Here is a 19,799-nt window from a genome sequence, read left to right on the forward strand (position 1 = left end):
CGCTTTTCCATCCGGAAGAGGGCGTTGATCAGGTATAGGACTCTCCCCGGCATCACTCGAAAGAGTGCTGGGGCGAGGGCCGCGCGGACCACGTAGGCTCGTGCCGAACGGCAAAAAATCCCGCGGTGACCCCGCGGCGACAGCGGCGACAGGAGCTGAACGTGATCCCCGGTGGTGGCCAGCCCAACATGCAGCAGCTGCTTCAGCAGGCCCAGAAGATGCAGCAGGATCTCGCCCAGGCCCAGGAGGAACTGGCGAGGACCGAGGTCGAGGGCCAGGCGGGTGGTGGCCTGGTGAAGGCCACGGTCACCGGCTCCGGTGAGCTGCGCGGCCTCGTGATCGACCCGAAGGCGGTGGACCCGGAGGACACCGAGACCCTCGCCGACCTGGTCGTCGCGGCGGTCCAGGCGGCCAACGAGAACGCGCAGAACCTCCAGCAGCAGAAGCTCGGCCCGCTCGCCCAGGGCATGGGCGGCGGCAGCGGCATCCCCGGCCTGCCTTTCTGAGTCCGCGTCCCCGTTCGGCTTTCTCAGACCGGCCCGAGCCCTCTACCGTACGTAGTGCAGGAACATCAGGAAGGACGGCAGTCCGTTGTACGAAGGCGTGGTCCAGGACCTCATCGACGAACTCGGGCGGCTGCCCGGCGTCGGTCCCAAGAGCGCGCAGCGGATCGCCTTCCACATCCTCCAGGCGGAGCCGACCGACGTACGGCGGCTGGCCCAGACCCTCATGGAAGTGAAGGCGAAGGTCCGCTTCTGCGCGACCTGCGGGAACGTCGCGCAGGAAGAGCAGTGCAACATCTGCCGTGACGCGCGTCGCGACCCGTCCGTCATCTGTGTGGTGGAGGAGCCGAAGGACGTCGTGGCCATCGAGCGCACCCGCGAGTTCCGCGGGCGCTACCACGTGCTCGGCGGCGCGATCAGCCCGATCGACGGAGTCGGCCCGGACGACCTCCGCATCCGCGAACTGCTCGCCCGCCTGGCGGACGGCGCGGTCACGGAGCTGATCCTGGCCACGGACCCGAATCTGGAGGGCGAGGCCACGGCCACGTACCTCGCCCGCATGATCAAGCCCATGGGCCTCAAGGTCACCCGCCTGGCCAGCGGCCTCCCGGTGGGCGGCGACCTGGAATACGCGGACGAGGTGACCCTCGGCCGCGCCTTCGAGGGGAGACGACTCCTAGATGTCTGACGCCACTCTGCACGCGACCGACCAGAACCCGGACGACTTCGCCGTCCAGATCGCGGACCAGGTCGAGAGCTTCCTGGTCGCCGTGACCGAGGTCGCCAAGGGCGACGAGCCGGACTCGGCGGTCCCCTTCCTCCTCCTGGAGGTCTCCCAGCTCATGCTGGCCGGCGGCCGTCTGGGCGCCCACGAGGACATCGTTCCCGACGAGCGCTACGAGCCCGATCCGGGCCCCGAGCTGGACGTGGACGACCTGCGCGAGAACCTCGCCCGCCTCCTCGAACCGATCGACGTCTACTCCGAGGTCTTCGACCCCTACGAGCCGAGCAAGGCCCGGGTCCCGGCCCGTATCTCCGACGACCTCACCGACGTCATCACCGACCTCCGCCACGGCATGGTGCACTACAAGGCGGGCCGCACCACGGAGGCCCTGTGGTGGTGGCAGTTCTCCTACTTCTCCAACTGGGGCTCCACGGCCTCCGCGACCCTGCGCGCCCTCCAGTCGGTCGTCGCCCACGTCCGCCTGAACCAGCCCCTGGAGGAACTGGACGGCCTCGACACCGACCAGGAGCTCGGCGACGAGGCCCTGGAGACGGAGGCCGGCCGGGTCATGGTGGAGGAGATCGCGGGCCCACTGGGCCTGCGCCCGGTCACGTAGCAGCCGTTCCGGTCTCTTGCCCGTTTCCGGGCCCTGCCGGTACCGCCCCCTCCGGTACCGGCCTCGGGTCAGCGGGTGCCTTCCAGCGACACGAGCAGTGTGCGCAGAAGGCGGTCGAGTTCCTCGCGATCGTCGTGGTCGAGGCCGGACAGGATCTTGCGCAGGTTCAGGACGTGGCCCTCCACCACCTCGTCGACCCGGGCGCGGCCCACCTCGGTGAGTGCGATGTGCAGGCTGCGTCGGTCGCCGGGGACGGCTTCACGGGTGACGAGGCCACGGGCCACCAGGCGGTCCACCCGGTTGGTGAGGGCGGCTGAGCCGATCATGACGTTGGCCGCGAGCTGTTTGGCGGTCAGCGGCTTGCCGTTCCGGCGCAAGGTGGCGAGAACGTCGAACTCCCAGGTCTCCATGCCGTGTTGGGCGAAGTAGTCCTTGAGGGCCCGAACACGCCACCGTGGCGCGAGTGATCCGCGCGCGTCGCAGTGTCCGCCACCAGCCCGATGAACGGCTGGGACGAGGGCGAGGTCAAGAAGGCCATCGGCGCCGACGGGCGCGAGGACCTGCATGTGGCCCTGCTCGTTCCGCTGGGCTACCCCGCCGAGAGCCGGCTCCACCCGGGCCGCCGGGATCGCGCGCCGACTCATCAAGGGGCCGACGCAGTCCTCCCGGCGGGCTGGGGGCAGGTGCTGGGCTGAAAAGCGCGAACTGATGACAGGAAATGTCCTTGAGGCGCTCAAATGAGTGACTCAAGGACAATGCAGGCGAATCGTTCACGTCTTTCGGGTGGGTACTGCTTGGGAGGAGGGCGGCTCCTCACTCGCCGGCTGTCAGTGCGGCGAGGAGCAACGCCGTGCTCACGTACGGCGCGGTCGGCGTGGGCAAAACGCTCTTCCCTTGGGCTTTCTGGTCTGGTTGAAATACCCAACCAACCATGCACGTGAGTGAGTCGAGTAGGCGTCAAACTGAGTCGGCCCCGGCGGTGCGCCAACACCAATTCGGGGCCTGACCTTAGTCCCGCCCTGCCCGCGCCGTCCCATCCCATGGCCCGTCCGGGCTACGGAAAACGCCCCGCAGGTGACGAAGACCCGTACGCGGACCCGGACTTCGCACACCTGCTGCCGCGTGAGGCCGAGGTCGCCGTCTTCATCGACCACCTCGACACCGGCCACGTGATGGGCCACAAGGTCCTCGCGGCCCAGCACCCGCGCTACGGCCGGCAGGCGATGCGTACGTCGCTGTCCCGCATCACCGGGGCCGGCCATCTGCACTGGATCAGCCGACTCACGGCCCGGCGCCGGTTCCGACTCCGAATCCGACTGCCGGTCCCTCGCCCCGCTGGCGGGGGAGTGGCTGTCGCGCGGGGCGACGCCTCAGGAGATCACCCGCGCGGTGACCGACGACCTCCCCCGCGACCGTGAACACCCCCAACCCGAGCGGCCTCGCCGCAACCGACTGGAGACCAGAACGCCCCCGAAGAAAGTGAAGATCCGCCGGAAGGCCGCCCCGCGCCGGGCCCGCGTGACCCGCGCGGTCATCTGCTGCATGTCCTGCGACGCGGACGCGCTGACGACGAAGATCGAGGGCGGCATGTGCCCGGACTGCCGCGCCGAGTACGAGGCGGCCGTGGCTGCCGAGGAGGCCGGGCAGCTGGGCCCCGGATACGTGCCGGACACCTTCCGGGCCGGCCTGCGGCGCTTTGAGCGTGCGGGAGGCGCCGGTCGGGGCACCACGGTGTCGAGGAGGCGACGCCATGACCGCCAGGATCGAACAGCAGTCGCAGATGTCCTTGTGAACGTGTGACACACGGCACTTTCCCGAGTGACCTGCGTCCTCCTGGGCATGAGCCTGCCTGGACGAGCCAGGAAGTCTCACCATGCGATACCGCAGGGGGGAAATCCGGACGCTCGGTAAAATGAGCCGACCGCAGTACATGTACGTACGTGCGGAAAGAGACGGATTGAGCGAGGAGCGCACGTGGGCCTTGTCGTGCAGAAGTACGGAGGCTCCTCCGTAGCCGATGCCGAGGGCATCAAGCGCGTCGCCAAGCGGATCGTGGAAGCGAAGAAGAACGGCAACCAGGTGGTCGCCGTCGTTTCCGCGATGGGCGACACGACGGACGAGCTGATCGATCTCGCGGAGCAGGTATCCCCGATCCCTGCCGGGCGGGAACTCGACATGCTGCTGACCGCCGGAGAGCGCATCTCCATGGCGCTGCTGGCCATGGCGATCAAAAACCTGGGTCACGAGGCCCAGTCGTTCACCGGCAGCCAGGCCGGAGTCATCACCGACTCGGTCCACAACAAGGCGCGCATCATCGACGTGACGCCGGGCCGCATCAAGACCTCGGTGGACGAGGGCAACGTCGCCATCGTGGCCGGCTTCCAGGGCGTCAGCCAGGACAGCAAGGACATCACCACGCTGGGGCGCGGTGGGTCCGACACCACGGCCGTCGCCCTCGCCGCCGCGCTCGACGCGGACGTCTGTGAGATCTACACCGACGTCGACGGCGTGTTCACCGCCGACCCGCGCGTGGTGAAGAAGGCGAAGAAGATCGACTGGATCTCCTTCGAGGACATGCTGGAGCTCGCGGCCTCCGGTTCCAAGGTGCTCCTCCACCGCTGTGTGGAGTACGCCCGCCGGTACAACATCCCGATCCACGTCCGGTCCAGCTTCAGCGGACTGCAGGGCACGTGGGTCAGCAGCGAGCCGATCAAGCAAGGGGAAAAGCACGTGGAGCAGGCCATGATCTCCGGTGTCGCGCACGACACCTCCGAGGCCAAGGTCACCGTCGTCGGTGTGCCGGACAAGCCGGGCGAGGCGGCCGCGATCTTCCGGGCGATCGCCGATGCCCAGGTCAACATCGACATGGTCGTGCAGAACGTGTCCGCGGCCTCCACGGGCCTGACGGACATCTCCTTCACCCTGCCGAAGAGCGAGGGCCGCAAGGCCATCGACGCGCTGGAGAAGAACCGCCCGGGCATCGGCTTCGACTCGCTGCGCTACGACGACCAGATCGGCAAGATCTCGCTGGTCGGCGCGGGCATGAAGAGCAACCCGGGCGTCACCGCCGACTTCTTCACCGCGCTGTCCGAGTCCGGGGTGAACATCGAGCTGATCTCGACCTCCGAGATCCGTATCTCGGTCGTCACCCGCAAGGACGACGTGAACGAGGCCGTCCGCGCCGTGCACACCGCCTTCGGGCTGGACTCCGACAGCGACGAGGCCGTCGTCTACGGGGGCACCGGGCGCTGATGTCCGACATCCAAGGCGCCGGACGCTCCGGGCGGCCGACCCTGGCCGTCGTGGGAGCGACCGGCGCCGTCGGCTCCGTCATGCTTCAGATCCTGTCCCAGCACGCGGACGTCTGGGGCGACATCCGGCTGATCGCCTCGCCTCGCTCGGCCGGCCGCAAGTTGGCCGTGCGGGGCGAGGAGGTCGAGGTGGTGGCGCTGACCGAGGAGGCCTTCGACGGGGTCGACGTCGCCATGTTCGACGTACCCGACGAGGTCTCCGCGCAGTGGGCGCCGGTCGCCGCCGCCAAGGGTGTGGTGGTGGTCGACAACTCCGGCGCGTTCCGGATGGAGCCGGACGTTCCGCTGGTCGTGCCCGAGGTCAATCCGCACGCGGTGCGGATGCGGCCGCGCGGGATCGTCGCCAACCCCAACTGCACGACCCTGTCCATGATCGTGGCGCTGGGTGCGCTGCACGCCGAGTTCGGGCTGCGTGAGCTCGTCGTCTCGTCGTACCAGGCGGTGAGTGGGGCCGGGCGGGACGGTGTGGAGACGCTGCGTCGGCAGCTGTCGCTGGTGGCCGGGACCGAGTTGGGGAACAGCCCCGGCGACGTGCGGCGGGCCGTCGGCGACGACACCGGGCCGTTCCCGGAGCCGGTCGCGCTGAATGTCGTACCGTGGGCCGGGTCGTTGAGGGAAGACGGCTGGTCGTCGGAGGAGATGAAGGTGCGGGACGAGTCCCGCAAGATCCTCGGGCTGCCGGCCCTGCCCGTCGCCGTGACGTGTGTGCGGGTGCCGGTGGTCACCACGCACTCCCTGACCGTGCACGCCCGTTTCGAGGGCGAGGTCACCGTCGACAAGGCCCGGGAGATCCTGGCCACGGCGCCCGGTGTCGTGCTCTTCGACAACCCGGACGCGGGCGAGTTCCCCACCCCCGCCGACGTGGTCGGCACCGACCCGACCTGGGTCGGCCGGGTGCGGCGGGCCCTGGACGACCCGACGGCGCTCGAACTCTTCGTTTGCGGGGACAACCTGCGCAAGGGGGCCGCGCTGAACACCGCGCAGATCGCCGAGCTGGTGGCGGCCGAGTTCGCCTGAGCACCGTTTGTAGGATTCGTGAACGAGATGTGATCCGGAAATTGGTCCGGACTACTTGTAACCGACACCTGTGGCATCAGAGGATTTGCTCCCCGCCCTCCGCAACCGTGCGAAGGGCGGGGAGCGTCTTTGCGGTCACCCATTCGGGGCGCGGGGCCGCGTGGTCGGCGAGGGGACGCCGAGCGCGGGCGTGGGGACGCTCGTTCATATGGGACATAGGGGAAGAGCGGGACGATGAGGGCCTATGACGCACCGTCGGCCGGGTGGTTGCCCGACAGGCGCGGGAACGTGACGCCCGGCACGTACAACCCTCCAGGGGGTGGACGTGTCCAACTGGCGTGGCAGAGGTACTCGATTTCACCGCTTCGACGCGTGGCCCCGCTGTGCGGCCGCCCGTCCGGTCCGTCCGGCCCGTCCGACCCCGTGTGGCCGGTCCGGCCGGTGGCATGCCGGTGATCGCGCCCATGCCCGCAGCGCGGCCGGCCCGCATACCGAACCAGCGCGACGGCGCGGAGGACGCGGCGGCGGGTACCACCGTCGACCACCTCACCGAGACGTACCGGAAGCACTACAGGTCGCTGCTCGGACTCGCAGCCCTCCTCCTCGACGACACCGCCTCCTGCGAGGACGTCGTCCAGGAGGCATTCATCCGCGTCCACTCGGCGCGCAAACGCGTCCGCGACCCGGAGAAGACCCTGGCGTACCTGCGTCAGACGGTCGTCAATCTCTCGCGCTCGGCGCTGCGCCGCCGCATCCTCGGCCTCAAGCTGCTCTCCAAGCCCATGCCGGACATGGCGAGCGCGGAGGAGGGCGCCTACGACCTGCTGGAGCGCGACTCCCTGATCAAGGCGATGAAGGGACTGCAGCGCCGTCAGCGCGAGGTACTGGTCCTGCGCTACTTCGCCGACATGACCGAGGCGCAGGCCGCCGAGACGCTCGGCATATCCCTGGGCTCGGTCAAGGCGTACGGGTCGCGTGGCATCGCGGCGCTCAGGGTTGCCATGGAGGCCCCGGCATGAGCGACGGCAACGACGCGTGGCGCACCGCCCGCGGCGAGCACGCACCTCGGGAGGGAGACGCGCCGGCCGAGCCGACCGGACCCGCCGGGCCACCGGCCGGATCGAACGGACCTGTCGAGCCACCCGCCGGGCCACCCGCCGGGTCGACCGGGCCCGCCGGGTCGTCGGCAGGGTGGACCGGGCAAGAACCGTCGAAGTACACGCACGCTGGGAACGGAACTGTGAACAACGGCCCCGCCGAACAGGGCCCCGGTACTCAGGGGCCTGACGGGCTCGACACGCCCGACGGGCTCGGCTCCGACGAGCTGGCCCTGCGCAGGATGCTGCACCAGGCCGTCCGGCACGTGGAGCCGAGCGACGGCACCCTGGACCACCTGCGCCGCGCGGTGCCCGCCCGACGGGCCCGCAAGCGACAGGCCTTCGTCGGTGTGGCCGCCGCCGCGCTCTTCATCGGTACGGCGGTCCCGGCCCTCGTGCACGTCTCGAACACCACCGGCCCGGGCGCCGACCCGTCCGTCGCGGGCCACGCCTCGCAGGCGCAGGGAGGCGCCTCCCAGGGCAAGGACACGGCCGGCGGCCAGAGCGGCGTCGTCGGCTCCGCGGGCACGGCCGAGGGCAAGGAGAAGCCCGACCCCGAGAAGACACCCAAGGAAAAGGAGAGCGGTGCCGCGACGGGCTCGACGCCCGGCGCCGACCCCTCCGCCAGCGCCGCCGACGACATCCCCGCGTGCACGGCGAAGCAGCTCGGCCCGGCCCTGGCGAGCAGCGCCGCCCCCGACTCCACGGGTGTGGTCTACGGCTCCTTCCGCGTCACCAACGTCTCCTCGGACGGCTGCGCCGTCGTCGGTCCCGGCAGTGTGGTCGCCACCCCGCAGGGCGCGGCGGACGCCACCCGCATCGGCACGGCACGGCACGCGGCCGGGGACGCCGCGGCCGGTCTGCCCGACCCGTCCCTGGAGACGGCGTCGCTGACCCTGGCGGCGGGCTCCGCGTACGAGGTGCAGTTCGCCTGGGTGCCCTCGGAGACCTGCCCCACCACCGGAGGCACGACGGGGGGCGGCACCGGCGGGCCCTCACCGGCCCCTTCGCCCACCGGGGACACGACCACCACGGGCGCCACCTCCCCGGACGGCGCCGACACCGGCACCACGACCCAGTTGGTCACCGAGGACGGTCCGGCCCAGGGAAGCGTGTCGGTGACGTACACCCCGGAGGGCGGCTCCGGCTCGGCGACGGCCACGGTGTCCAACGCCTGCGCGGGGACCGTCTACTGGACGGGTGTGCTGGCGGGGACGGAGTAGGACAGCCTGCGCCTCAGACGCCGGACGGGGTGGGGCGGGACTCCCGCTCGTCCTCCTGCCCGGCGTCCTCCTGCCCGGCGTCCTCCTGCCCGGCGTGCTCCTCGCCCTCCGGGGCGAGGCCCAGCTCCGCGTCCCGGGCGAGTTCGGCCTCGCGGCGCAGCAGCCGGAACCACATGAAGACCACGAAGCCGACGAAGGCGAACCACTCGGCGGTGTAGCCGAGGTTCTGGAACGCCTTCAGGTCCAGCCCGGTTCCCTGCGGCGCGGTCACGGGCACGGCCCGCATCCCGGAGTCGCCCTCGTTGAGCGTGACCCACGCGTCGTGCACGTCGTACGGCACGAGGTTCAGCAGCGTCGCCGCGCTGATCGCGCCGGTCTGGCCCTCGGGCCACCCGGAGCGGCCGCTGACGCCGTTGCTGCCGGGGGACTCGGCCGCCTGGAGCGCTCCGGTGACGGTGACCTCGCCGGTGGGCGGGGCCGGGGCCTTCGCCGGGTCGGGTGCGCCGGGCAGCCAGCCGCGTACGACGGGCAGTGCCTCTCCGTCGTCGGTGCGCAGCAGCGTGAGGACGTAGTAGCCCTCCCGGTCGTCCAGCTTCCGCTCCGGGACGAGCAGCTGATCGTCGTACCGGCCGCTCACGGTGGTCTGCTCGCCGACCGTGGCCTTGTCCACCGGCAGCATCTCCGCCAGCGGACGGGCCGCACCCCGGCCCGTGGAATCCTGCTCGGTGGTCGTGGTCTCGTGGTCCTGGACCCGGTCCTCGAATCGGCCGAGCTGCCACGAACCCATGAAGATGCAGAACGGGATGGCCAGGACGACGAAGACGTTGATCCCCCACCATCGGGGCGTCAGCAGAAACCGGTACACGCCCTCCACGGTACGGGGCGCGGCCGCGCGACCCGTCCGCGGGGCTGTGGAAAAGCATCGGGTGGAGCGGCGGTGGGGAAAGTTTTCCACAGGCTGGGGATCTGATCTGCGCGTTGTCGCCGGGTCGGGGCAGTATGGGGCCATGACTGAGAGCAACGGGTCCGTGTCGTCGGACCAGCGGCGGGGACAGGGCAGCACCGAGGACGGCCGGCGGGGCAGGGAGACGCCCGACTGGGAGAAGCGGTTCAGGGCGCCGCGGGTGTCGCTGCCCGACTGGGCCGAGGACGCACCGGACCGCTCCCTGTTCGTGTCGAACGCGACGGGGACGTACGAGCTGTACGCCTGGGACCGGTCTACCGGCGAGCAGCGCCAGGTCACGGACCGGCCCAACGGCACGACGGACGGCGTGCTCCCGCCGGACGGCGACTGGATCTGGTGGTTCGACGACAAGGACGGTGACGAGTTCGGCGTCTGGCGCCGCCAGCCCTTCGCGGGCGGCGAGGACGAGCTCGCCGTGCCCGGCCTCGACCCCTCCTACCCGGCGGGCCTCGCCCTCGGACGGGACGGACGGACCGCGGTGGTCGGCCGCTCGACCGACGAGGACGGTACGACGATCCACCTGTCGTACGCGGGCGGCCCCCCGGCGGAGATCTACCGGCACCGCGAGTCCGCGGGCGTCGGCGACCTCTCCCACGACGGCACGCTGATCGCCATCGAGCACACCGAGCACGGTGACGCGATGCACTCGGCGCTGCGCGTCCTGCGCCCCGACGGATCGACGGTCGCCGAGCTGGACGACACGAAGGGCGGCGAGGAGGAGCTGGGCCTGGAGGTGCTGGGCTTCGCGCCGGTCGACGGTGACACCCGCCTGCTCATCGGCCACCAGCGCCGGGGCCGCTGGGAGCCCCTGGTCTGGGACGTCGCGACGGGCGAGCAGACCGACCTGGCCCTGGAGCTTCCCGGTGACGTCAGCGCCGAGTGGTACCCGGACGGCAGCGGCCTGCTGATCGTGCACGGCTTCGAGGCCCGCAGCGAGCTGTTCCGCTACGACTTCGCCGAGCGCGAGCTGGTGGAGATCGAGACCCCGGCCGGCACGGTCTCCGGGGCGACGGCCCGGCCGGACGGCAGCGTGGAGTACCTGTGGTCGTCGGCCGCCGAGCCGTCGGCGGTCCGCTCGACGACCGGCCGGGTCGTCCTGGACCCGCCCGGCATGAAGTCGCCGGGCTCCGTCCCGGTGGAGGACGTGTGGGTGGAGGGGCCCGGCGGCCGCATCCACGCCCTCGTCCAGAAGCCGGCCGGCGCGACCGGCCCGCTCCCGACGGTCTTCGACATCCACGGCGGCCCGACCTGGCACGACAGCGACGCCTTCGCCGCCGGCCCCGCGGCCTGGGTCGACCACGGCTACGCGGTGGTCCGCGTCAACTACCGGGGCTCCACCGGATACGGACGCGCCTGGACCGACGCCCTGAAGCACCGGGTGGGCCTCATCGAGCTGGAGGACATCGAGGCGGTGCGCGAGTGGGCGGTCACCTCCGGCCTCGCCGACCCCGACCGGCTGATCCTCACCGGCGGTTCCTGGGGCGGCTACCTCACCCTCCTCGGCGTCGGCACCCGGCCCGAGGCGTGGACGCTGGGCATCGCCGCCGTCCCCGTCGCCGACTACGTCACCGCCTACCACGACGAGATGGAAGGCCTGAAGGCCCTCGACCGCACCCTCCTCGGCGGCACCCCCGAAGAGGTCCCCGACCGCTTCGAGGCCTCCTCGCCGCTGACCTACGTCGACCAGGTCAAGGCCCCGGTCTACATCTCCGCCGGCGTCAACGACCCGCGCTGCCCGATCCGTCAGGTCGAGAACTACGTCAAGCGCCTGGAATCGAGGAGCGCGGTGCACGAGGTGTACCGGTACGACGCGGGGCACGGCTCACTGGTGGTGGACGAGCGGATCAAGCAGGTCCGCCTGGAGCTGGACTTCGCCGCCAGGCACCTGCCGTAGGGCAAGGGGGTGTGTAGGGGCGGCGGCGCCCCTACACATCCGTCCGCTGCCGCGTTCGCCGCCCGAGCAGCTCCGCCAGCCCTCGCCGGGTGGCCGCCAGCACCACCCGGTCCTCGCCCCGCAGGACGTACGTCTCGGGCAGTTCCCACACCAGCCCCGGCTCTTCCGTCCCACGCTCACCCGAGACCCTCAGCGCCAGCACCCGCCACGCGCCCGCCCGGAACGCCTCGCCGACCGTCTTCCCCTCCAGCTGCGGATGTCCGGCCACCTCCACCGCCGCGAACAGCAGCACCCGCCGCTCGACGGGGATCGCCCCGAGGATCTGGCGGCCCATCATCGCCCCGGCGAACGCGGGCGCGGACAGATGGGTCACGCTGCGGCTCCGGGTGAGCGCGCCAGGGTGCGCGGCGCGCAGGGTGCGGTACGCGGCGGTCGCGAAGTCGTCGTCGTACAGGCGCAGCACGACCCGCAGTCCGGACCGTACGGAGCGGGCGTAGAGCACGGCTTCCAGGTTGGTGGTGTCCACGCTGGTCAGGGCGAGCAGGGAATGCGCCCGGTGGATCTTGGCGGCCTCCAGGACGCCCTCCTCGGTGACATCCCCGAGTACCACCGGCACCCGCAGCCGCCGTGCGGTCGCCATGCCGCGGGCCTCGGGGTCGGCCTCGACGCACACCACGGGGATGTCCATCTCCCGCAGCCGGGTCAGCACCCGTGTGCCGATCTTGCCGAGACCGAGCAGCACGACGTGCCCGCCGAGGCCGCGCGGCGGCTTGCGCACCGTCGAGGCGCTGCGGAAGGTGCCGAGGGCTTCGAGCACGGCGGCCAGCAGCACCGGCAGCAACAGCAGCCCGACGAAGCCGGAGAGCAGCTGGAGGATCTGGCGGCCGGTGTCGTCGTTGTGCGCGGGCTCGTTGATGGAGAACAGATCGAGCAGCGTCACGTAGGTGGCGTGCAGCGGATGGTCCCCGGTGACCACCATCAGCGCCACCGCGAGCGCGACCACGCACGCCCCCAGGCCCGCCAGGGACCAGCGCAGCCGCCGCGAGAACAGCTCGCCGAACGGTGGCACACCGGCGCGCGCGGCGGGCAGTGGAGGGCCGGAGTACGACACGTGCTCCAGGGCGACGGTGCCGCGCCCGGTGGCCGCCTCCACCGCGGCCGCGTCGGGCAGCAACTGCGGTCCCTGCTCGCCACTGCCCTCCGAACCGTCCGCGCCGGCCGGGTCGTTGCTCGTCGCGGAGAGCAGCGCGAGGGTGCACAGGCCGGGGTCGGCGACCTCGCCGGGGCGGGGCGGCTGCCGTTCCACCGCGCGCAGCAGCAGCCCGTCCGCCTCGACGACCTTGCTGGTGCCGACGAGCGCGGTCGCGGCCAGCGCGGGGGCGGCCGTGTCGGCGTCGGACAGCACGGTCGTGGAGGTGCCGGCGCCGTCGAGCCCGGAGTCCCGCGCGTCACCGTTCGCCAGCGCGGCGCTCTGGTCGAGGAGCTCCTCGATGTGCTGGCCGAGCCGCCGGTTGTACAGGCGCAGGACCAGACGCAGCCGGGGGTTGAGGCGGCGGGCGGTCAGGGCGGCGCGGATGTTGGTCTCGTCGTCGTCGTACACGAGGGCCAGCGCGGCGGCCCGGTCCACGCCGGCCTCCGCGAGTACGTCGTCGGTCGGCTCGGCGGCCTCCAGTTCACGGACGGCGCCGTTCGGCTCGCCGGCGCCCGGGGCGGCGGCGCCGGAGCCGCCGCTGCCCGAGCGGTTGACGGCCGCGCTGACCATGTCCAGCAGCGCCGCCGAGGCCGCGCGGGCCCGTCCGACCACCGGCTGAGGCACCCGGCGCCGGGAGGGCGGGACGACGAGGGTGACCTGTTCGCGGTAGACGCCGCGCAGTTCGGCGGCCAGCCGGTGCGCCAGCCCGTCGTCGCCGCACACCACCATGTGCGCGTAGCCGTCACCCTGCGGAACCTGGTGCGGAACGCTCCCTGTTCGAGTCCCCATTTGGAAGAGGACAGTACCGGCGCCGGGTGCGGTTCCAGGAGCGAACCGAGGAGTTGAGAGGGAGGAGAAGGACGGCATTAAAGCCGCGTAAAGATTGCCGGAACACGGCAATGACGCGGACCCGGGCCGCATGTGACTATTCGTTTCACCGAAGCTCAGCGACGGGCGAGAGGGGGACGGCACGCATGGCCTGGTTCATCGGACTTGGCATCACGGGGGTCGTGCTGCTCGCCCTGTCGCTGGTCTTCGACGGACTGCTGGAAGGCGCGTTCGACGGAGTGCTGGACGGCGTCCTGGAGGGGTGGCTGTCGCTGCCGGTCGTCGCCGGGTTCACGGCGATGACCGGCTTCGGTGGGGCCATCGTCCTCGGCACCGGCTGGGCCGGCCCCGCGGTCGCCGCCGGGGCCGGCGCGGTCGCCGGAGTGGGGGCCGGCTGGCTGACGTACCGCTTCAGCCGAGCGCTGATGCGGGACCAGACCGCTGTCACGCCCAGTACGGACGATCTGCTCGGCACGTCCGGCAAGGTCGTCACCGCGATCCCCGCGGACGGTTTCGGCGAGGTGCTGCTCCGGCTCGCCGGCCAGCCGCTGAAGTGCGCGGCGCGCAGTGCGGGGCCGGTGGCACGGGGTGCCGAGGTGTGGGTCGAGGCGGTGCCGACCGGTACGTCGGTCGTGGTGCGTCCGGTGGACCGCTGAACGGGCTCCTGTCTCTCCCCCTCTTCCTCTTCTTTCCTGTTCTGTGCTCTGTGTTCCGTGTTCCGCTGTTTCGTCTAGTTCTGCGCGTTGTGTGTTCCGTGTTCTGTGATTCGGGGGCGTTGCCATGAGTCCTGTCGTCATCGCGGTGCTGGGGGTCGTCGTACTCCTGGTGCTGCTCGCGCTGGTGGTGGTCAGCCGCTACAAGGTGGCCGGGCCGAGCGAGGCGTTCATCATCACGGGACGGCGCGGCAAGAAGTCGACCGATCCGGAGACGGGCCGGGTGTTCACCGACAACAGCGGCCAGAAGGTCGTGGTCGGCGGCGGCGTCTTCGTCGTGCCGTTCGTGCAGCAGAGGTTCACGCTGGACCTCTCCTCGCGGCACATCCCGGTCGCCGTGCGCGGCGCGGTGACGCTGCGCGGGGTCAAGGCCAACCTGGAAGGCGTCGCGATCGTCAAGGTCGGCGGCACGGAGGACGCGATCCGCGCCGCCGCGCAGCGGTTCCTGATGCAGCAGGACGGCATCGTCGGCTTCACCCAGGAGGTGCTGTCCGGCGCACTGCGCGCGATCGTCGGCCGGATGTCCGTGGAGGACGTCATCCGGGACCGGGCCGCGTTCGCCGGGCAGGTCGCCGAGGAGGCGGAGGCGAGCCTGTCCGGGCAGGGCCTGGTACTGGACGCGTTCCAGATCCAGGACATCACCACCGAGGGTTCCTACCTGGAGGACCTCGGCCGTCCCGAGGCGGCGCGGGCCCGGCAGGAGGCCGACATCGCCGAAGCGGTGGCCCGGCGGGCCGCCGAGCAGGCGCGGCTGAAGGCCGAGGAGGAGATCGCGGTCGCGCAGCGGACCCTCTACCTGAAGCAGGCGGAGATCAAGGCCGAGACCGACCAGGCGTCGGCCCGCGCCAACGCCTCCGGCCCCCTGGCACAGGCGGCTCGGGAGCAGGAGATCCTCGCCGAGCAGGAGAAGGTCGCCGAGCGGCAGGCCGCGCTGAAGGACCGCGAGCTGGACACCGAGGTGCGCAAGCCCGCCGACGCCAAGCGGTACGCGGCCGAGCAGGAGTCGGAGGCCCGCCGGGTGGCGCGGGTGAAGCAGGCGGAGGCCGAGCGGTCGGCCGAGATCGCCGCCGCCCAGGCCGAGGCCGAGCGGGCCCGGCTCACCGGTGAGGGCGAGAAGCAGCGGCGTGGCGCGCTGGCCGAGGCGGAGGCCGTCGAGGGCCTCAAGCAGGGTGAGGCCGAGCGTTCCCGACGTGTGGCGATCGCCGAGGCCGTACGGCTGGAGGGCGAGGCGGAGGCCGCGGCGATCGGTGCCAAGGGCTCGGCCGAGGCCGAGGCCATGCGGCAGAAGGCCGATGCCTTCGGGAAGTACGGCGACGCGGCCGTGCTCCAGATGCTGGTCGAGGTGCTGCCGCAGGTGGTGGCCAAGGCGGCCGAGCCGCTCGCGGCCGTGGACAAGATGACGGTCATCTCGACGGACGGCGCGAGCCGGCTGTCGCGCACGGTCGCCGACAACGTGGCGCAGGGCATGGAACTGCTGGGCTCCACCACGGGCGTCGACCTGCCGGCTCTGCTGAAGAACATCACCGGACAGGCCGCGAAGACGCAGGACGGGCCGGACCGGGCGGGCCAGCAGGGTCAGCCGGACGGGTCCCACGGGTCGGACGGGTCGGGCCCGCAGCTCAACGGCAAGGTGGAGATCACGGGCTGACCCACCGCCCTACCGCCCCCACCACTTCCGGCCGGCCCGCTCAGATCTCCTGGGCGGGCCACCGCAGCAGCCGTGCCCCGATGACCGCGGTCTGCAGGGTGTAGCGGTGCACGGGGTCGGCGGGGTTGGCCCCGGTCAGCTGGTGGATGCGGTCCAGCCGGTAGGTGAGGGCCCGAACACTGAGCGCGAGGCGCCGGGCGGCCTCGGCCGCGGTGCAGCCGGCGTCGAAGTACGTCTCCAGGGTCCGCAGCAGCGGTTCGGCTCCGCCGCGGGCCCCGCGCAGCGGACCCAGCACGCTGACCACGAGGTCGGCCATGGCCTGCCGGTCACGGGTGAGCACCGGGTAGACGAGCAGTTCGGCGGCGCGCAGCACGGGCTCGTCGAGCTCCAGCCGCTCGGCGAGTTCGAGGGTGCTCAGCGCCTCCTCGTAGCTGTGCACCACGCCGCCCGCGCCGTTCTGGGGGCGCCCGATGGCGACCCGGCTGCCGTCCGTGGCGGCGAACGCCTGCTTGGCGAAGAAGGAGAGGACGTCGTCCTGGTCGCCGGGCGCGATGCAGATCAGCTGCCCGTTCTTGGTGGTGATCAGGATGCGCCGGTCGCCGAAGCGGGAGATCAGCGCGTTCTCCACGAGCCGGGTGACCTGGGCGGTGTCGTCGTACGTCTCGGGCCCCTCGGCCACCGCGACGGCGTGGGCGCGGGAGAGGACGAGCCCGAAGCGTTCGGCCCGTTCGGCGAGCCGACCCAGGTCGCTGCGCCCGTAGAGCAGGTCGTCGATGAACTCCCGCCGCGCGGCCTCCTCCTGCCGTACGGCGAGACGCTGGGCGCGTTCGTAGCCCTCGGCGAAGGCGTCCACGGCCTGGGCGACGGCGGCCAGCACACTGTCCGTGACGCCGGTGCCGGAGGCCGCCGTACCGCCGCCGGGCCAGGACGCGCGCGTGGCGTCCAGGTGCAGCCGAACGAGACTGCGCAGACTGTGGCCCGCCTCCGCGGCCTGCTCGCCGAAGAGCCGCCGGCTCTCCAGCTCGTCACGGTTCAGCCGGCGCCCGGTGCCTGCGGCCTGCGCGAGGATCTCGGAGTACCCGGTCAGGTACGTCTCCTGCTGATCCGCCCGCTGGTCGTCCGCCCGCTGCTGAACCGTCCGTTGCTGATCAGCCCGTTGCTGATCCGTGCGCTGTTGTTCCGCGTGCCGCTGATCGGTCTGCCGCTGATCGGTCTGCTGGTCCGTCACGCCGCGCCTCCCCTGCCGCCGTTCACGCCCGGTGCGCGGTGTCCGGCAACGTGAGGGTAGTCAAGGCTGCCGGAAACCGGCAACGCGCGAAGGCCTGGTCAGCGGCCGTCCTCCGCGGCTTCCGACGGGCCCGGCGCCGACGCCTCGCCGTCGGGTGTCACGGCCGCTGGTACGGCTGCTGCTGCGACGGCCCGTACGACTGACCGCCGAGGCCGCCCTGACCACTCACGGCCTGCGTCTGAAGGTGTTCGGCCTGCTCCTTGCTCACCTGCTGCTCGGCGCCGCAGAAGGTGCACTGCGTCAGGTACTTCGTGGAGAACGGGAACAGCGGCACGAAGAACAGCGTGAACTTCGAGACGCGCTTCCTGAGCGTGTGTGCGGAGGGGTTGCCGCACTGGCCGCACACCAGCGTCAGTATCGCGAGCTGGTAGAGGTATCCCTTGGTGCCGAAGATGATCACGAGACGGTCCTTCCCGGTCGGTCCCCCCGCGGGCACGCAGGGCACGCAGATCTTCTCCCAGATTGCGCCCGGGCGGGCTGGGAGGCCAGGGCAGCAGGTCCACCGGCCGGCAGTCGAGTACGCGGACGTCCTGCGCTTCGCCGGCATCACGCCGACGCCGGTGCCGGTGCCGGTGCCGATGATCGGCATCGGATCACCCGCTGAAGACATACAGGTCGCGTCCGGTCACATCTGGGCTCCGTACCGGATAGCGCGCACCCCCTGAACAAGGAGAGGCTGGAGCCGACCCGCCCACCCTTCCTCCTGTCCCGGACCGCCCGGGGTGGGTCGGCCACGTATGCGCGGCTGCGCCACTTCGCCCTGGTGTGATCGTGACGTTCCCACCTCGCAAGGAGAGCAGATGGCCCGCCCTACCGACCGCGTCGCCTGTCCAGGGCCCCGCGCCGGGAGGAGGACACCATGCCCCGATCCGACGACCAGCGGCTCAGTGAGATCGAGTCCCGTCTGCGCCGCGACGACCCCCGGTTCGCCCACGCCTTCGACACCGGCCGTCCCCGCCGGCCGCGCGAGTACCGCTACGTCGGGGCCTGGCTGCTGCTCGCCACCGCCCTGGCGGTGCTGGGCGCCGGCATCGCCCTGGCCCACGGGCTGCTCATCGCCACCGGTCTGGTCCTGGCGGGCGTGGCCGGGGAACTCCTCGACCCGCACCGACGCACGCGCCCGAACCGGCACCCCCCGCCCCGCTTCTGGCCCCGCTGACCGCGGGCCGGTCCCGGACGACTCGGGGCCCGGTCGATGACCCTGCCCGAGCTCTACCTGACCCTGCTGATCGGCGGCACGGTGCTGCTGGCCAGCATCGCCGCCGCCCGCGCCGCCCATCGCGTCGGCCTGCCCAGCCTGCTGCTGTTCCTCGCGGTGGGCGTCGTGGCCGGTGAGGACGGGCTGGGCCTGAACTTCGACGACGCGCAGCTGGCCCAGGCGCTCGGCACCGCCGCCCTCGCGGTCATCCTCGTCGAGGGCGGCCTCACCACCCAGTGGAGCGACGTCAAGCGCCTGCTCGCCCCCGCCGGCGTGCTCGCCACGGCGGGCGTGGCCGTCTCCGTCGCGGTCACCGCGGCCGGCGCCCACTGGCTGCTGGGCATGGACTGGCACCTGGCTCTGCTGCTCGGCGCCATCGTCTCCTCCACCGACGCCGCCGCGGTCTTCGCCGTACTGCGCTCGCTCCCGCTGCCGCAGAAGGTGACGGGGCTGGTGGAGGCGGAGTCCGGTTTCAACGACGCCCCCACCATCATCCTGGTCCTGATCTTCGCCACCACCACCGCCGGCGATCTGCCCGGCCCCGCCCCGGTCGTCGGCGACCTGCTCTACCAACTGGTGATCGGCGGCACCCTCGGCGTACTGATCGGCCGTTTGGGCGCCGCCGCCCTGCGGCACATCGCCCTGCCCGCCACCGGCCTGTACCCGCTCGCCACGGTCGGCTTCGGCATCGTCGCGTTCGCCGCGGCCGGCGCCGTGAACGCCAGCGGCATCATCGCCGCCTACCTGTCCGGTCTCGTGCTCGGCAACGCCAAGCTGCCGCACCGAGCCGCCACCCGCTCCTTCGCCGAAGGCGCCGGCTGGCTGGCCCAGATCGGCCTGTTCGTCATGCTCGGCCTGCTCGTCGACCCGAGCGAACTGCCCTCCGCGATCCTCCCCGCGCTCCTCGTCGGCCTGGTCCTGCTCCTCGTCGCCCGCCCCGTCTCCGTCCTGCTCTGTCTCCTCCCCTTCCGCATCCCCTGGCGCGAGCAGGCGTTCATCTCCTGGGCGGGCCTGCGCGGCGCGGTCCCCATCGTGCTCGCCACCTTCCCGATCGTCGAAGGGGTCACGGGCGCCGGCGACGTCCTGAACATCGTCTTCGTCCTCGTCGTCCTCTTCACCCTCGTCCAGGGCCCCACGCTGCCCGCCGTCGCCCGGCGGCTGGGTCTGGCCCGCTCCGACGCGCTGCGTGAGATCCAGGTCGAGACCGCTCCCCTCGACGTCCTGGACGCCGACCTGCTCACCGTGACCGTCCCACCGGGCTCCCGCCTGCACGGGGTCGCCGTCTTCGAACTGCGGCTGCCGCACCCGACCGTCCTCACCCTGATCGTCCGGGGCGACACCACCCTGGTGCCCGACCGCGACACGGTGCTGCACGCCGAGGACGAGCTCCTGCTCATCACCACGCCCGAGGTCCGGGAGGCCACGGAACGCCGCCTGCGCGCCATCGGCCGACGCGGCAAAATGGCCCGCTGGCTGGGCGAACACGGCGCCCCCGAGCCGGAGCCCACCACGCCGCGCGAGCGGTGAACCACCGAGGTCCGCACGCTCCGTTGATGCACGACCTTCACCGCGAGCAGACCGCC

Annotated in this window: 20 protein-coding genes; 15 read left to right on the plus strand and 5 right to left on the minus strand. The window is 71.8% G+C overall.

What is annotated here, in order from left to right:
• The first annotated feature begins 161 nt into the window (after positions 1 to 161).
• The 3 genes from ABEA26_RS27920 to ABEA26_RS27930 all read left to right on the plus strand — a co-directional run bounded on the left by ABEA26_RS27920 (position 162) and on the right by ABEA26_RS27930 (position 1,843).
• Entirely contained in the window at positions 162 to 506 is a 345-nt protein-coding gene (locus tag ABEA26_RS27920; RefSeq protein WP_279564149.1) for a YbaB/EbfC family nucleoid-associated protein, read from the plus strand.
• Positions 507 to 591: 85 nt separating this feature from the next.
• Positions 592 to 1,191, plus strand: a complete 600-nt coding sequence (gene recR / locus ABEA26_RS27925) for a recombination mediator RecR (RefSeq protein ID WP_279564150.1) — start codon at positions 592 to 594, stop codon at positions 1,189 to 1,191.
• Entirely contained in the window at positions 1,184 to 1,843 is a 660-nt protein-coding gene (locus tag ABEA26_RS27930; protein WP_345596124.1) for a DUF5063 domain-containing protein, read from the plus strand. The genes recR and ABEA26_RS27930 overlap by 8 nt, the downstream gene beginning before the upstream one ends.
• Before the next feature lie 68 nt (positions 1,844 to 1,911).
• Here ABEA26_RS27930 and ABEA26_RS27935 read toward each other — a convergent pair whose 3' ends face one another.
• Positions 1,912 to 2,253 (minus strand): MarR family winged helix-turn-helix transcriptional regulator, encoded by a 342-nt coding sequence (locus ABEA26_RS27935; RefSeq protein WP_345596125.1) that lies wholly within the window; start codon positions 2,251 to 2,253, stop codon positions 1,912 to 1,914.
• Between the two features lie 72 nt (positions 2,254 to 2,325).
• Here ABEA26_RS27935 and ABEA26_RS27940 point away from each other — a divergent pair, with 72 nt between their 5' ends.
• From ABEA26_RS27940 to ABEA26_RS27970, 7 genes are all read left to right on the plus strand, one after another.
• Positions 2,326 to 2,538 (plus strand): hypothetical protein, encoded by a 213-nt coding sequence (locus ABEA26_RS27940; protein ID WP_345596126.1) that lies wholly within the window; start codon positions 2,326 to 2,328, stop codon positions 2,536 to 2,538.
• 345 nt (positions 2,539 to 2,883) lie between these two features.
• A complete protein-coding gene (locus tag ABEA26_RS27945; protein WP_345596127.1) occupies positions 2,884 to 3,261 on the plus strand; it encodes a hypothetical protein in 378 nt (125 codons plus the stop codon).
• Positions 3,233 to 3,643, plus strand: coding sequence for a hypothetical protein (locus tag ABEA26_RS27950; RefSeq protein WP_345596128.1), 411 nt, complete (start codon positions 3,233 to 3,235; stop codon positions 3,641 to 3,643). Before ABEA26_RS27945 ends, ABEA26_RS27950 begins: the two co-directional genes overlap by 29 nt.
• A 174-nt stretch (positions 3,644 to 3,817) precedes the next feature.
• On the plus strand, positions 3,818 to 5,095 hold the full coding sequence (locus ABEA26_RS27955; RefSeq protein WP_345596129.1) for an aspartate kinase: 1,278 nt from the start codon (positions 3,818 to 3,820) through the stop codon (positions 5,093 to 5,095).
• A complete protein-coding gene (locus ABEA26_RS27960; RefSeq protein WP_345596130.1) occupies positions 5,095 to 6,171 on the plus strand; it encodes an aspartate-semialdehyde dehydrogenase in 1,077 nt (358 codons plus the stop codon). Before ABEA26_RS27955 ends, ABEA26_RS27960 begins: the two co-directional genes overlap by 1 nt.
• Before the next feature lie 446 nt (positions 6,172 to 6,617).
• Complete coding sequence (locus ABEA26_RS27965) at positions 6,618 to 7,190, plus strand: SigE family RNA polymerase sigma factor (protein ID WP_345596131.1); 573 nt, start codon at positions 6,618 to 6,620, stop codon at positions 7,188 to 7,190.
• A gap of 221 nt (positions 7,191 to 7,411) precedes the next feature.
• Entirely contained in the window at positions 7,412 to 8,491 is a 1,080-nt protein-coding gene (locus tag ABEA26_RS27970; RefSeq protein WP_345596132.1) for a hypothetical protein, read from the plus strand.
• A 13-nt stretch (positions 8,492 to 8,504) separates the two neighbouring features.
• Here ABEA26_RS27970 and ABEA26_RS27975 read toward each other — a convergent pair whose 3' ends face one another.
• The gene (locus ABEA26_RS27975) at positions 8,505 to 9,356 is read right to left on the minus strand and encodes an SURF1 family protein (protein ID WP_345596133.1); all 852 of its coding nucleotides are present in this window, start codon (positions 9,354 to 9,356) and stop codon (positions 8,505 to 8,507) included.
• Between the two features lie 142 nt (positions 9,357 to 9,498).
• Here ABEA26_RS27975 and ABEA26_RS27980 point away from each other — a divergent pair, with 142 nt between their 5' ends.
• Positions 9,499 to 11,349 (plus strand): S9 family peptidase, encoded by a 1,851-nt coding sequence (locus ABEA26_RS27980; RefSeq protein WP_345596134.1) that lies wholly within the window; start codon positions 9,499 to 9,501, stop codon positions 11,347 to 11,349.
• Positions 11,350 to 11,380: 31 nt separating this feature from the next.
• Here the strand turns inward: ABEA26_RS27980 and ABEA26_RS27985 are convergent, their stop codons facing one another.
• Positions 11,381 to 13,270 carry an NAD-binding protein gene (locus tag ABEA26_RS27985; RefSeq protein WP_345596139.1) on the minus strand — a complete coding sequence of 630 codons (1,890 nt, stop codon included), beginning with the start codon at positions 13,268 to 13,270 and terminating at the stop codon, positions 11,381 to 11,383.
• A 245-nt stretch (positions 13,271 to 13,515) separates the two neighbouring features.
• Here ABEA26_RS27985 and ABEA26_RS27990 point away from each other — a divergent pair, with 245 nt between their 5' ends.
• Positions 13,516 to 14,025 (plus strand): NfeD family protein, encoded by a 510-nt coding sequence (locus ABEA26_RS27990; protein ID WP_345596135.1) that lies wholly within the window; start codon positions 13,516 to 13,518, stop codon positions 14,023 to 14,025.
• 124 nt (positions 14,026 to 14,149) lie between these two features.
• Entirely contained in the window at positions 14,150 to 15,730 is a 1,581-nt protein-coding gene (locus tag ABEA26_RS27995) for a flotillin family protein (RefSeq protein WP_345596136.1), read from the plus strand.
• 40 nt (positions 15,731 to 15,770) lie between these two features.
• On the opposite strand, the gene ABEA26_RS28000 is transcribed toward ABEA26_RS27995, so the two are convergent.
• Entirely contained in the window at positions 15,771 to 16,817 is a 1,047-nt protein-coding gene (locus ABEA26_RS28000) for a PucR family transcriptional regulator (RefSeq protein ID WP_345596140.1), read from the minus strand.
• 298 nt (positions 16,818 to 17,115) lie between these two features.
• Positions 17,116 to 17,418: a zinc-ribbon domain-containing protein gene (locus tag ABEA26_RS28005; protein WP_345596141.1), complete on the minus strand. Its 303-nt coding sequence runs from the start codon at positions 17,416 to 17,418 to the stop codon at positions 17,116 to 17,118.
• Positions 17,419 to 17,877: 459 nt separating this feature from the next.
• Here ABEA26_RS28005 and ABEA26_RS28010 point away from each other — a divergent pair, with 459 nt between their 5' ends.
• Together ABEA26_RS28010 and ABEA26_RS28015 are read left to right on the plus strand one after the other, a co-directional pair.
• Positions 17,878 to 18,177: a DUF3040 domain-containing protein gene (locus ABEA26_RS28010; RefSeq protein WP_345596137.1), complete on the plus strand. Its 300-nt coding sequence runs from the start codon at positions 17,878 to 17,880 to the stop codon at positions 18,175 to 18,177.
• 36 nt (positions 18,178 to 18,213) lie between these two features.
• Positions 18,214 to 19,743 (plus strand): potassium/proton antiporter, encoded by a 1,530-nt coding sequence (locus ABEA26_RS28015; protein WP_345596138.1) that lies wholly within the window; start codon positions 18,214 to 18,216, stop codon positions 19,741 to 19,743.
• Positions 19,744 to 19,799: the final 56 nt, after the last annotated feature.

This window comes from Streptomyces marokkonensis, from assembly GCF_039539045.1.
GTDB classification, from domain to species: domain Bacteria; phylum Actinomycetota; class Actinomycetes; order Streptomycetales; family Streptomycetaceae; genus Streptomyces; species Streptomyces marokkonensis.